Annotated in this window: 13 protein-coding genes and 3 tRNA genes; 9 read left to right on the top strand and 7 right to left on the bottom strand. The window is 30.9% G+C overall.

Features of this window, described 5'->3' with window-relative positions:
* Window positions 1–20 precede the first annotated feature (20 nt).
* The 4 genes from G8C43_RS06355 (at window position 21) to G8C43_RS06340 (ending at window position 3,422) form a co-directional block, all read left to right on the top strand.
* Entirely contained in the window at window positions 21–512 is a 492-nt protein-coding gene (locus G8C43_RS06355; RefSeq protein ID WP_166004871.1) for a hypothetical protein, read from the top strand.
* Between the two features lie 121 nt (window positions 513–633).
* The gene (gene pyrF, locus G8C43_RS06350) at window positions 634–1,992 is read left to right on the top strand and encodes an orotidine-5'-phosphate decarboxylase (RefSeq protein WP_160567814.1); all 1,359 of its coding nucleotides are present in this window, start codon (window positions 634–636) and stop codon (window positions 1,990–1,992) included.
* 17 nt (window positions 1,993–2,009) lie between these two features.
* Complete coding sequence (ruvC, locus tag G8C43_RS06345; RefSeq protein WP_166005708.1) at window positions 2,010–2,576, top strand: crossover junction endodeoxyribonuclease RuvC; 567 nt, start codon at window positions 2,010–2,012, stop codon at window positions 2,574–2,576.
* A 12-nt stretch (window positions 2,577–2,588) separates the two neighbouring features.
* Window positions 2,589–3,422 carry a hypothetical protein gene (locus G8C43_RS06340; protein ID WP_166004869.1) on the top strand — a complete coding sequence of 278 codons (834 nt, stop codon included), beginning with the start codon at window positions 2,589–2,591 and terminating at the stop codon, window positions 3,420–3,422.
* Here G8C43_RS06340 and G8C43_RS06335 read toward each other — a convergent pair.
* Window positions 3,419–3,907, bottom strand: a complete 489-nt coding sequence (locus tag G8C43_RS06335) for a DUF4293 family protein (RefSeq protein ID WP_105296568.1) — start codon at window positions 3,905–3,907, stop codon at window positions 3,419–3,421. The two genes, G8C43_RS06340 and G8C43_RS06335, sit on opposite strands and share 4 nt — an antisense overlap.
* Before the next feature lie 90 nt (window positions 3,908–3,997).
* On the opposite strand from G8C43_RS06335, the gene rho reads away from it, so the two are divergent.
* Entirely contained in the window at window positions 3,998–5,671 is a 1,674-nt protein-coding gene (gene rho, locus G8C43_RS06330) for a transcription termination factor Rho (protein WP_166004868.1), read from the top strand.
* Between the two features lie 152 nt (window positions 5,672–5,823).
* Here the strand turns inward: rho and G8C43_RS06325 are convergent, their stop codons facing one another.
* The 3 genes from G8C43_RS06325 to G8C43_RS06315 all read right to left on the bottom strand — a co-directional run bounded on the left by G8C43_RS06325 (window position 5,824) and on the right by G8C43_RS06315 (window position 8,371).
* Complete coding sequence (locus tag G8C43_RS06325; RefSeq protein ID WP_166004866.1) at window positions 5,824–6,396, bottom strand: DUF2892 domain-containing protein; 573 nt, start codon at window positions 6,394–6,396, stop codon at window positions 5,824–5,826.
* Window positions 6,397–6,527: 131 nt separating this feature from the next.
* Entirely contained in the window at window positions 6,528–7,418 is an 891-nt protein-coding gene (era, locus tag G8C43_RS06320; RefSeq protein WP_105296571.1) for a GTPase Era, read from the bottom strand.
* A 29-nt stretch (window positions 7,419–7,447) separates the two neighbouring features.
* Window positions 7,448–8,371 (bottom strand): N-acetylmuramoyl-L-alanine amidase, encoded by a 924-nt coding sequence (locus G8C43_RS06315; protein WP_166004863.1) that lies wholly within the window; start codon window positions 8,369–8,371, stop codon window positions 7,448–7,450.
* Window positions 8,372–8,506: 135 nt separating this feature from the next.
* Here G8C43_RS06315 and G8C43_RS06310 point away from each other — a divergent pair.
* The 3 genes from G8C43_RS06310 to G8C43_RS06300 all read left to right on the top strand — a co-directional run bounded on the left by G8C43_RS06310 (window position 8,507) and on the right by G8C43_RS06300 (window position 8,780).
* Window positions 8,507–8,591: transfer RNA gene (locus G8C43_RS06310), tRNA-Ser, on the top strand.
* Window positions 8,592–8,612: 21 nt separating this feature from the next.
* Window positions 8,613–8,685, top strand: a tRNA-Pro gene (locus G8C43_RS06305).
* Between the two features lie 21 nt (window positions 8,686–8,706).
* Window positions 8,707–8,780 (top strand) — tRNA-Arg (locus tag G8C43_RS06300).
* A gap of 349 nt (window positions 8,781–9,129) precedes the next feature.
* Here G8C43_RS06300 and G8C43_RS06295 read toward each other — a convergent pair.
* Together G8C43_RS06295 and G8C43_RS06290 are read right to left on the bottom strand one after the other, a co-directional pair.
* Window positions 9,130–10,035, bottom strand: a complete 906-nt coding sequence (locus tag G8C43_RS06295; RefSeq protein ID WP_166004861.1) for a DUF5655 domain-containing protein — start codon at window positions 10,033–10,035, stop codon at window positions 9,130–9,132.
* Window positions 10,036–10,187: 152 nt separating this feature from the next.
* The gene (locus G8C43_RS06290; protein WP_166004859.1) at window positions 10,188–10,358 is read right to left on the bottom strand and encodes a hypothetical protein; all 171 of its coding nucleotides are present in this window, start codon (window positions 10,356–10,358) and stop codon (window positions 10,188–10,190) included.
* Between the two features lie 260 nt (window positions 10,359–10,618).
* On the opposite strand from G8C43_RS06290, the gene G8C43_RS06285 reads away from it, so the two are divergent.
* Window positions 10,619–11,317, top strand: coding sequence for an OmpA family protein (locus G8C43_RS06285; protein WP_166004857.1), 699 nt, complete (start codon window positions 10,619–10,621; stop codon window positions 11,315–11,317).
* Between the two features lie 27 nt (window positions 11,318–11,344).
* Here the strand turns inward: G8C43_RS06285 and G8C43_RS06280 are convergent, their stop codons facing one another.
* Window positions 11,345–13,516 (bottom strand): helix-turn-helix domain-containing protein, encoded by a 2,172-nt coding sequence (locus tag G8C43_RS06280; protein WP_166004855.1) that lies wholly within the window; start codon window positions 13,514–13,516, stop codon window positions 11,345–11,347.
* Window positions 13,517–13,558 lie beyond the last annotated feature (42 nt).

Raw genomic sequence — 13,558 nt, 5'->3', positions numbered from 1 at the left:
TTGATTAAAAATAAAATATAATGGAAAAATTAAGAATTTTATTCTTTTCTGTATGGCTGTTTAGCTTATACTCTTGTAATCCGGGACCCGGAAAATTTAACGACAAATTAATGGAAAATTTGAATAGAGCAGACAGGGAATATACCACCTTTTATGCTATGGTTGAACAGCACCCTGATACCGGTGACTTTGTTTCCGTCACCAAAAAAGGAAAAATTGCTTCTGAAGAATTAGAAAAATTGATCAACAAAATTAACGGCTATGAAGTACCCAAAGATGGGGAAGATTTAAAAAACTTATGTGAAGAGTATATCCATAATATGATTACGTCGATAAAAGGATTTACTTCAAAAGAAAAATTAACAAAAGATCAATTTGAAAAAGCTCTAGAAGAAATGGATGTAAATGAAGTTAAATTAAATGAAATTGACGGTAAAATTGTTGAAGCTCAAAAATCATTTGCCAACAAAAGGGGGTTTGAGTTGAAAGATTCATCATCAAATAAAAGATAAATATGGATAAATTTTATTATTGTTACCAAAGTGTTAAATAGTTAAGGAATTTAATTTCTCTTAGTTTTTTACAAACACTTAAATTTATTAATTTATTACCTTTGCTTAAATCAAAAGAAAGATGATTAACAAAGAAAAATTTTTACTCAAATCTTATGAACTGGGAATAATAAAATTTGGTGAATTCACTTTAAAAAGTGGGATTCTTTCTCCTTTTTACGTTGATTTACGACCATTAGCCTCCAGTCCGGAATTACTAAGCGAATTGTCACAACTTTTATTGGCTATGCTAAAAGATTGTAGGCACGAACTTATTTGCGGTGTTCCCTATGCGGCATTACCTATGGCTACGGCGATGTCTTTAGAATCTAAAGTGCCATTAATTATAAAAAGAAAAGAGAGTAAAAATTACGGGACGAAAAAAATGTTGGAAGGGATCTTTAAAGAAGGACAACGTTGCGTACTCGTGGAAGATGTAATAACAAGTGGGAAAAGTTTGCTTGAAACGATAGAAGAGGTAGAAAAAGAAGGACTAAAAGTAAAAGATATTGTTGTAGTATTAGATAGGCAACAAGGGGGTAAAGAATTATTGGAAAGCAAAGGATATCATGTTCACACTTTATTCAGTATTGAAAATGTAATTGATATTCTGTACAATCATGAATTTTTAAATCAATCACAGGTTGTTAAAATCAAAGACTTTCTTAAAGAAAAACCAACGGTACAATTAAGTGCTCCTCGATTAACCTATGAGGAAAAATTAGAATTACAGAATCATTCGGTTTCTAAGAAGCTGATCGAAATTGCATTATCAAAAAAAACCAACTTAATTGCTTCCTTAGATACCCATAAATCTGCAGAAATTTTAAAATTAGCGCATCAAATAGGAGATTCCATTGTAGCTGTTAAATTGCATTCAGATATAATTTCAGACTTTACTGAAAATTTTATACACGAATTGAAAGAGATTGCAGCAGCTAAAAACTTTTTATTATTCGAGGACAGAAAATTTGGAGATATTGGTAATACACAACATATGCAGTTTACCGGAGGAATTTATAAAATCTCAGAATGGGCAGATTTAATAACTTCTCATGTTATAGCCGGAGAAGAAAGCTTACAAGTATTTGGTGAAAAAACCGGAGTAGTAACTATTGCAGAAATGTCGTCAAAAGGAACTTTAACAGATGAAAACTATAAGTCGAAAGCGATCGAAATTTCAAGTAAAGTTTCCAATGTAATAGGATGTGTTGCCCAATCCAAACTACCTTCTGCTTTATTGTTATTCACTCCGGGGGTAAATTTAACAGAATCAGGAGACTCCAAAGGTCAGCAATTCAATACACCTGAAAAAGTATTCTCCGACTATCATACAGATTTTATTATTGTCGGCAGAGGCATTTATGGAGCTAAGAATCCGGAAGAAGCTGCCAAGAAATATAAAGAAGAAGGCTGGAAAGCATATTTAAAGAATTGTTAAGATTACATTATTAAAACATTTTGACGGAAAGAATTATAATAGGAATCGATCCCGGAACGAATGTTATGGGATTTGGGATTATTAGTGTAGTGGGTAATAAAATGAAGCTGTTGTGCATTGATGAGCTAATTCTTAAAAAGGTTGAATCCCATGCATTAAAGCTTAAAAAAATATTTGATAAAACCTTATCGCTGATTGATACCTATCATCCGGATGAATTGGCAATTGAAGAACCCTTTTACGCTAAAAATGTACAGTCTATGTTAAAATTAGGCAGAGCACAAGGTGTTGCTATGGCTGCCGGCTTACTAAGAGAAATTCCTATTACAGAATATTTTCCTAAAAAAGTTAAAATGTCAATAACAGGAAACGGTAATGCATCCAAAGAACAAGTTGCAGGAATGTTAAAAACTTTATTGAATTTAAAAGATTTTCCTACTCGGTATTTGGATGCTTCCGATGGACTGGCTCTGGCAGTATGCCACTTTTTAAACAGTAGAGTTCCCTCATCGGCAAATACTTCAAAATCATATTCGGGGTGGGATTCCTTTGTGAAAAATAATCCTAAAAGAGTGGGCAGTTGATAAGGCCATGAAATGAAAAAATCGATTGAAAGATTTTTAATTAAAACTCAATTGTGGGTTTCTTTCATGATTTCATTATTATGTCTATTTTTTGGAAGTTTAAATCACTCCGTAAATTACAACAGAATTGCAATAATTTTTTTTTCTGCCTTAGCTGCTTATAATTTTATTTGCTTTCAAAATACTTGGTCGCGAAATATCTTAAAAAAACTTTCTTTTCATATTTCATTCATCAGTTTAATACTTGTGGCTTTTATAGTATGTAAGGAAAAAGATTTACTACAATTTTTTCATATTGCATTTATTGGAAGTATTGTAATCATGTATAATTCGGATTTTATAAAGATTCCATTTAGAAACATTCCTTTATTAAAAATTTTTATTATATCATTTGCATGGGCCTATGCGATTCTATATATAGGAAATACGGGTAATCGTAATACTCTCTCAGAATTTTTAATTCTGTATTTTTTTATCATAGGTATAACCCTGCCTTTTGATATTTGCGACATGAAAAAAGATGTTATTTGTACAATACCCAACTATTTAGGAATACGAAAAAGCAAAGGTATTGCTTGTATATGTTTATTTCTATCTGCACTAGTTTTTGCTTTGACTTTTTATAAGCAAGGCGATTTAATCTATGTGACAGCATGGGAAGTGGTGTGTATAATCAGTATGGGTATGGTAGTATTTATGGGAAAAACACATCAATTTTTTTACACCCGTTTTTGGATGGAAGCTTGTTCTGCTTTACCCATAATTATTATATGGTTGCAAAAAATAAGAGTCGTTTTATTTTATAAAACGACTCTTGCACTCATTAAAAGTTGTTATGAGTTTTAACGGAATCTGTCTACAGATTTTATGAGCTTTTCATCCTTATTGATGTACTTATTTGCCATGGCAAGCAGAATAATCAGCAGGACCGGGACGAGTAGCTCAACACCTTTCTCAGGAAGTATAGTACTTCCTCCAGATGAATTTAGCAAATCATAAACCATAAAACCGATCAACAATACGTTTATAATTATATTTATATAATTAATTTTTTTTTGAACATTTCTGCTTTTAAAGCAGAATAGGGAAATAAAAGCTAACAATCCGATGAGGAACAAAAGGAACATATCTGTTAAATCATTAGGAATGAAATCGGTTATATAACCGACAGCAAATCCTAGTATACCGGCTAATGATAGATAAATACTTTGAATTCTTTGGATCAAAATTTCGCTTTTTTGAACAGCAAATGTATAAAAAATTAGCGTTTTAATAAAATATTTTGTAATATTGCTGAATAATCTACTAAAGATTAGTGCATTATTTTTCATAAAGTTACCACTTTATTCTTTTATAAAATAATCAAAATCAATATTTTACGTAATTTTCGAGTAATTTTAAAATCATACTAAACATAACTTATGTTTGAGGAACAAAAGCTTAAAGCAATGAAAGTGGCTGATTTGCAGTCTATTGCTAATGAATTAAAAATTAAAAGTTCAGGATTAAAAAAATCAGAATTAATTGAATTAATTTTAGCTCATCAAAACAAACAAACAAACCATAATGAGTCGGAAAAACCCACCGATGAAGAGCCTATAGTAACGGAAAAAAGACAAAGAAAAAGAATACCTGCTAAACAACAGCAGAGAGATACTTTATTTTCTAAAGAGGAAGTGGTTGAAAATAAAAGTTCCCAAGATGATGACTCACTAATAGATGATGACGTTCAAAAAGAAGGTTCGGAAAATGATGAAGATTTTAAAATTGATATCCCGGTTTACAGAAAGCCGCAAGTTATATTAAGAAAAAGTGCAGACAGCACTCATTTTCAAAAAACTACAGTTTCCAAGGATGATAAGAAGCTTTTTGATGAAGAGCCTAAAACCAATTATCAAAGCCCGAAGAAAAACAATACTAAGGAATATGCTAACAGACCACATACCAATGGTAATAAATATCGTTCCTCCGATTATGAATTTGAGGGTATTATAAAAACAGAAGGAGTTTTAGAGATCACTCAGGACGGATATGGTTTTTTACGTTCTTCTGATTTTAATTACCTTTCATCTCCCGATGATGTATATGTTTCTCCTTCCCAAATTAAGCTTTTCGGACTTAAGACCGGAGATACTGTTACCGGAGAAGTTCGTCCACCGAAAGAAGGTGAAAAATTTTTCCCTTTAGTTAAGATTATCGAAATAAACGGAAGAGATCCTTTATTTGTTAGAGATCGAGTATCATTCGAGCATTTAACTCCCTTATTTCCTGAAGAAAAATTTAAATTAGCCGGTAAAGGAGCTACTTTGTCAACTCGTGTGGTAGATTTATTCTCACCTATTGGAAAAGGACAAAGAGGGATGATCGTTGCTCAACCTAAAACAGGTAAAACAATTTTACTGAAAGATATTGCCAATGTAATTTCCATAAATCATCCGGAAGTTTACATGATTGTATTATTGATTGACGAACGTCCGGAAGAGGTAACCGACATGCAAAGAAGCGTCAAAGGAGAAGTAATTGCTTCAACTTTTGATGAATCAGCCGAAAAACATGTAAAAGTTGCCAATATTGTTCTGTCTAAAGCACAAAGAATGGTGGAATGTGGACACGATGTAGTAATATTGTTAGATTCCATTACCCGTTTGGCTCGTGCTTATAATACGGTTTCTCCGGCATCCGGTAAAGTACTTTCCGGAGGGGTAGATGCCAATGCACTTCATAAACCTAAACGTTTCTTTGGAGCAGCAAGAAATATTGAAGGAGGAGGTTCTCTTACCATTATTGCAACGGCATTAATAGATACCGGATCTAAAATGGATGAGGTAATTTTTGAGGAATTTAAAGGTACCGGTAATATGGAGCTACAACTGGATCGAAAAATTGCCAATAAACGTATTTATCCGGCTATTGATTTGGTTTCATCTTCAACACGTCGTGACGATTTATTATTAGACCCGGTTTCTCAACAAAGAATGTGGATATTAAGGAATCATTTGGCAGATATGAACCCATTGGAAGCTATGGAGTTCTTAAAAATGAGATTAGACCGATCTCTTTCCAATGAAGAATTCTTATTAACGATGAATCAATAAAATAGCTAATAAAAATATATAGTATAGATAAAAAGGCTGTTAATTTAACAGCCTTTTTTATTGATAAAAATCTAAAACTAGGATATTTATATTTGAAATTTGAAAAAGTTTTTTTAAATGAAATGTGTGATACAAATATAAGCTAAAATTAATTATTTCATGAATTTAGAACGACTTCTCATTTGAGGGTTGATCATATTGCTTCTCGAAACATTTACTCTTTTCATTTGTTCTTTCATCATTTTAATTTGATCTCCCAACATGTTGGAAGTATCTAATTTTTTAGCTTCACTTAAAAAACGTTCTGCCTCATTTTTATTACCTCTCATCATAGCTCCTGCCGCCAAATTTAGTGTAGCCAATGCGCGATCGTGTTTAAAGCTTAAACCGTAATCCAAAGCTGTTTTCATATACGATTCGGCCTTAGCAGCATTGCCTTGAGCCTCAGTAATCCCCATAAGATAGTTATAATATCCGTATTGTTTTCTTACTAATTGACTTTTCACATTAGTAATTTTGTCCAACCAGGAACGAGCACCTACAAGATCTTGTTTTCTCAGTTTCCAAAAAGCTAATAAAATATATTCGTTTCTGAAAAATAATAAAATAGGCAGGGCAGAAAGAATAACCAATAGAATTCCTAATCCTATTTGACGATTAAACATCAGATAAATGCCCAATCCGATTATGAGGGCTGCAATAACAAGTTTTATATATTTATTCATGGTAAAGTCTTCAAATTTCGACAAAGGTAACAATAAGTGTTGAAAAAATAAGGATTAATAAAAATGTGAAAAGTACTTTTAATGAAAATAGCACAAAAAAATAAGTAAACCTGTCAACCAGTTATTTAATCTTATTTATTTGTATATCCGAAATTTTTTAAATCCCGATCATTGGATCTCCAATCTTTTTTTACTTTGACATAAAGGTTGAGGAAAATCTTTTTATTAAAAAATTTTTCTAAGTCTAGCCGAGCTTCCGTCCCTACTTTTTGAATTTTTTGTCCTTTATGACCGATAAGAATGCCTTTTTGTGTGTTTCTTTCTACATAAATAGTCGATTCAATACGGATAATATGATCTTCTTCTTTAAAGCTTTCGGTAACTACTTCTACAGAATAAGGAATCTCTTTTTGATAATTAAGCAATATTTTTTCTCGAACGGTCTCGTTCACAAAAAAACGTTCCGATAAGGTAGTAAATTGTTCTTTATCATAATAAGGAGGCATTTCCGGCAATAAACTTTTAATTTTTGGAAGAATTAATTCGGTATTGAGAGAATGTAAGGCAGATATAGGAAGAATTTCTGCATTTGGTAATTGGTTATGCCAAAATGCAACGCTTTCTGATATAGTTGAAGCATCTTTAGCTTTATCAACTTTATTTAGTAATACAATAACAGGTATTTTTACCGAATTTAATTTTTTAACTAAAAATTCAGAAGGATTTTTTTCTTCGCCAAATTCTGTGATAAATAAAATCAAATCAGCATCTTCAAAAGACTCTTTTACAAAATCATTCATTTTTTCCTGCAATTCATAAGCAGGATTTTGTATGATTCCGGGGGTATCGGAAAATATAATTTGTGTATTTTCATCATTCCAAATTCCATATACTCGATGACGAGTAGTTTGTACTTTTGGAGTTACGATGGATAGCTTTTCTCCTATTAATTGATTTATCAAAGTGGATTTTCCTACATTGGGTTTACCTACAATGCTGACAAATCCTGAGTGGTGTGACATGAAATTAATTTTTTGATAAAATTATAAAGTTATTTAGTATTGGAACGATATTTTTTATTCAAGGCTTGTAAAATAGCCCAAGTTTCAGCATCTACATTGCCATCAGCCTTTTCAGGTCTGAAATGCCATTGAAATGCACGGATAGTTAGAAATGTATTTTTGTCCCATTCTCCGGTTAAATCTATTTTATAACCGTATTTTTTAAGTGCTTTCTGAAATTCCAACGGAGAGCTGTAAGGGTAGGTATCCGGAATATATTGAGTCAAATAATACTCTTTGTCATACTCCTCATACCAAGCTCCAATTCCATACTGAGTATATAACTCTTTCCAAGGAAACATTGGCCCGGGATCTTGTTTTCTTAACGGGGCTATATCACTGTGCCCCACAACATTCACAGGGTCAATCTCGTAACGATTAATAATGTTCTTGGATAAAGTCGCAACTTTCTTAATCTGATATTTTGGAAAATAAGTAAATATTAATGAATCTTTTATTTTAGTGTATCCTTTATTTACTATTTCAATACCTATGGAGGTATCATTTAAATTTTCTGTTCCGTTCCATGAGCTCACTCCCGCATGCCAGGCTCTTTTGTCCTCACTAACTAAGATATCAATGGTATCGTTCGGCTGATCGGTGATTAAATAATGAGCGCTTACTTGTCCCTTTTTAGCCAATATCTTAACAGAGGTTGGATAATCTGAAACAGTATAGTGTAAGACTAAAAATTTAATTCTTTCATTAAATGCGACGGAAGGGAAATTTTTTTGAGAAATAACATATTCCGGAAGGTTGGCTTCGGTAATAATATGATATTTAGGATTAGCATGGGTTATATATATAGTATCTCTAATAACCTTGCTATCAACGATAATCTTTTTTTGTGATCCACAGCTTACTAAGAAGAAGAGTGTACAACACAAAATGTTGAATTTTATTATTTGTATCATTTATTTTATTATATAATAACAAAGTTAAAAAACAGTAAAATAATTATAAGTCAAAAATTTTAAAAAAATACTTGCATAAGTAAAATCTTACACTTACTTTTGCACTCCAAATTAGTTGGAATTCGGACTAAATTTGGAGAGTTGCCGGAGTGGTTAACGGAGCAGTTTGCTAAACTGTCGACAGGAAACTGTCGCGTGGGTTCGAATCCCACACTCTCCGCATTAACACACAAGGTATATTCGGGGTGTAGCGCAGGTGGTAGCGCATCTGGTTTGGGACCAGAGGGTCGCAGGTTCGAGTCCTGTCACCCCGACATTATTAAAATCCGAAAGGAGGTCGCGTAGCTCAGCTGGATAGAGCATCTGCCTTCTAAGCAGACGGTCAAAGGTTCGAATCCTTTCGCGATCACAATCTTCAAGAGTAGTTTATTACTCTAAAAATATTTTTAAACTTCTATAAATTTTAATTATAGAAGTTTTTTTATTTATTATAAAATAATAGTTCATTATTATGTTCTTAAAATGGTTGAAATAGATAATTGTTACTAAAGATTTTATTAAAAAATAAATCTAATGAAATCGTTGTAAATAAAGAATTTGAAATAGCTACCTATAATTTTCTGAATAATGAGAAGAATTACTTTTTTAGTTTGTATATCGGATTTATTTTTGATATAAATATTATTAAATAATTATGTAGAGCAGGTTAGATAATATAATAAAAAATGATATAATTAGAAAAATAGATATATTTTAATCTATAAAGCTTGTTTTATTAAACTCATAATATATTCTAAGTTATGCGTATCCTCAACAATAAGTTCATAATCCCCATTTCCCCAATGTCCGATTTTAGATACATCTCTCGTCAATTTTTTAGGATCATCCAATTCTCCACTTTTCTTATTTATAAAAATTTTCAACCCTTTTTTTAATAGTACAATATCTGCAATATTTTTATCTTTTTTGAAAGCAATATATAGTTTTTTAGGCTCTATTTCAATATTAGCAGGAAGGTTTAAAATCGCATTTTTATACATTTCGTATAATTCTTTAACCTCTTCGGATTTATGATCCAAATGATCCTCTTCTGTAAATACTTTTATAGCGTTTGTTACTCTTGATATTTTAGAGTTTCTGTCACTTTGTATCTGTTTAATACTAGGAGCTGATTTCGATTTTTTTATCGGATTTATTATGAGACTATTATTTTCATAACGTTTAATTTCCCATAATTCTATTGCTAAATCCTTAAAATTGGAAGACTGTTTCTGAAATTCGGTAAAGAAAGGGGAAACAAAAATTATTCGGCTCTGCGACCAATCCACCTCATTCCTTTTAATGGAATGCTTTTGGGTTTCATTATATTCGACAATAAAATCGGCTTTATACTCAAGCATCAGATTAAGATAAGAAACGCCCTGGTCTATAATACTGTAATTCCGTTCTCTTTTATACTCAATGATAACAAAGGCTTTACTTTCTATGTCAAAAGCAAGGGTATCAATCCGGCTATTTTTAATCGTAAATTCCGATTTAATATACTTTAATCCTGTTAAGATTTCCATATTATTTTCAAATAATAATTGAATTTCCTTTTCCAATTTAAAAGGCTTTTCTTTTAGTTCAGACAGTTGGTTTTTATTTTGAGAAAGTACGAACATAAAAATTAGTTTTAATAGTTAAGGGATAGATATTTACATATGTTTCTGAAATACGATAAGGTATTTTTTGCATTTTTTATTCCCATATTTATATATTGTTGGAGTACAAAACCTTTTATAGTCGGGCTTGCCTTCTTCCGTTTTAAGACAGCCTATTTATTCCATTGAAATTCATCTTTGATAATTGGTTTGAAGACATTTTCTTTTAAATCGAATAAATATTTTAGAAATAATTTTAAAGAATATTGTTCCTCATCATCAAGCTCTGTCTCGCATCCGTCGTCCTTATGAAATATTATAATATTAAAGATCTGTTTAAACATGCAATGTAATTTACGACAAATTTAGTTTTTAAAATTTAAAAATGTATCTATACTTTATCGTATTTTTTATAAATGTATTTGAGAGTAACAAATTACTTAAATTTAAGCTAAATTAAATAGTATATGTAGCCTAAAAATATTTAAGAATAACTTGAACAAAAAAAATCATTTCTTAGATAATCTTAATTAAAAGATTAATGTAAATTTACCTTCTTAATAAATAATACTGTGAGTTAATTTTTTTACATTAAATTATTAATATGAATAAAAATTTATATAAATCCCTTGTAAACTTTTTAGGAGCTTTAACAATAGTTTGTACTATAGCAAGTTGTGAATGTGACAGAGATAAAAAAGAAGAACTAATAAAACAACAGGCAGAAAAAGAAAAATTAGAAAAAGAACAATCGGTTGAAGTAGATAAAATTGGTACAGTCATTCAAGGTGCTTTAGATCCTGCAACAGGAAATTTTATATATGAAACCGGGGATATATTTACCATAAAACTTCCGAACGGAGAAGAAATTTTCGAAGTAGGAAACAATTCAACCGAGGCTAAATTGTTTAATTTTCTAAAAGATTCAACTCTAAATGTAAGTGAAGATAAAACCAAAGGCTGGATTACATTAGATCGAGTATATTTTGATACAGGTAAAACCACTTTAACTACAGAATCAGGAAAACAAATAAAAAATTTAGCGCAAATTTTAAAAGCATTTCCTAAAGCTAAAGTTAAAATTGGAGGATATACCGATACTACCGGATCAGAAGAAACTAATAAAAAAGTTTCAGAAGATAGAGCAAAAATCGTTCAAGAAGAATTAATCAAATCAGGAGTACAAACAGAAAGAATATCATCTGAAGGATATGGATCACAGCATCCGGTTTGTGATGCTAATGATACACCTGAATGTAAGGCACAAAACAGAAGAGTAGATATACGCGTACTTGAAAAATAAAATTCAGTTACTCACAGTATTCTTTATTTATATCCCCAAGTCGCTTCGTACAAATTTAATTTCGTCATAAGAAACATCTTCTCCCAATGATTCCTTAATAAGTTTTAATTCTTTAGTATTTAACTCAGCTAATTTTTTTTCAATCAAAACATACTTTTCCTCAGAGATAAAATCATATACAGATACTTTATTTTTAGAAATCAATTTAGCCACATGATTGCTAATAGTAGAAACCGTCAAATTTCTAACTTTGGCTACCTCTGTAAGATTTTTTCCTTCTTGCAAAAGCTGTAAAGTTATATCAACCGTGTCTTCTTTTTTATTGGCTTTTGAAAAAGTTTCGGAATCAGAAGTAAAAACATATTCTTTATATGTAATCCGTTGATCAATAAGATTCGTGGAAAGTATATATTTTATTTTCACTTTACTATCATTTTCAAATTCACAAATGAATTTTAGATATTGAGAAATTCTTGATTTATTTTTATAATCAAGATAATGAGTTTGCAAAGGTTTCCAAACTCTAAGAAAAAGCTCATCAGCAAAATATTGCACAGCGTCTTTAGCTCTCATTTCGATAGTTCGCCATATTTCCTCTTTATTGGTAATAGTTGATGAATTAAAACGAGAAAAAATATTTCGTTGAAATTTTTGATTGATTAACAAAAGAGAATGTAAGCACTCATCAATAGAAGTAATTAAATCCAAAACCTGTTGTTTTTCAGGAATAGATTTTTCAATAGTCATTTTGCGCCAATCCTGAATCCTATGAGTTAAAGAAAGAACCGATAAAGATTTAAAAAGAGTTTCAAGTCCAAAATTATATTTCTCTTCATTAAGAGTATTTTCTAACTCATGCACATTCCACATTTGATTTTGAAATTCATTTATCTTAGAATCTTGAATAATATTATGATTTCTTATAATAGATTTTAAAATAATTCCTTCCAAAGTTCGGCACCTGCTTAAGGCAACATAAACCTGGCCGGAAGCAAAAGATTTCCCTGCATCAACAATAACTTTATCAAAAGTTAGCCCTTGACTTTTATGGATGGTTACAGCCCAAGCAAGTCGAATGGGAAATTGAGAAAACGATCCCAAAACTTCTTCCGTAATCTTGCCCGTTTCAGGATCAATACTATATTTTATATTTTTCCAAACTTCATGTTCCAATAAAAAGGATTCTTTTTGATTTTCAAATCGAACATAAATTTCAAAATCCTCAATTTTTTCAATAATACCGATTTTTCCGTTAAAATACCTTCTGTTGCCGGAGCTGTCATTTCGAATGAACATGATTTGAGTGCCCTCTTTTAATACCAATTCCATATCAGTGGGATATGAGGTTTCAGGAAATACACCATCTACAATAGCCTCAAAAAACTTAATAGGTTTATTGAGTTTTCTTAATTCATTCTCATTAATGGAAGTAGCAATAGAATTATGAGTTGTCAAAGTTATATAACCGGGTTCCTTCGGAATAAAATCAGGATCATATCTTTCATGAAGTAATTCAAAATCAATAGAATCAAAATCCTGGTATCGAATAGCATTCAATAAATTTATAAAAACAGGATCATCTTGCCTGTATACTTTTTTGAATTCAATACATACCGGAGGATTATTTTGCAAAACTAATGCATCAAAGAAAAAAAGGCTTTTATAATAATTCTTTAAAAGATTCCATTGTTCCTCTTTTATTACAGGAGGCAATTGATACATGTCTCCAATCATAAGTATTTGTACACCTCCAAAAGGAGCTGCATTTTTTCTTGTGTATTGCAAAGACCAGTTAATAGCATCAAGAATATCCGCACGCAACATGGAAACTTCATCGATAATTAATAATTCAACCTCCGAAAATAATTTTTTCTTATCTTTATTATACCTAAAATGTTGATGAAGTTCTAATTTAGTGATAGCAATATTCCGATCAATCCATCCGTCATTAACAGGAATAAAACTTGTAAGAGGAAACCCGAATAAAGAATGTATAGTAACCCCTCCCGCATTAATAGCTGCAACTCCCGTGGGAGCAACGATAATAGTGTTTTTTCTAGTAGAATTTTTCAATTCCTTTAAAAAAGTGGTTTTACCCGTTCCCGCCTTTCCGGTTATAAAAATGTTTTTGTTAGTATAGTTGGCTAAATCAAAAGCTAATTTCTGTTCAATATTGACTGCAGTGGATGGGTTTTCCATTTACTTTTAGGTTTTAATACAAATATATACTAAAAGTTTAAA

The organism is Apibacter sp. B2966, assembly GCF_011082485.1.
GTDB lineage: Bacteria > Bacteroidota > Bacteroidia > Flavobacteriales > Weeksellaceae > Apibacter.
The sequence above is the reverse complement of the archived record's forward strand: the minus strand, read 5'-3'. Positions and strand labels throughout refer to the sequence as shown.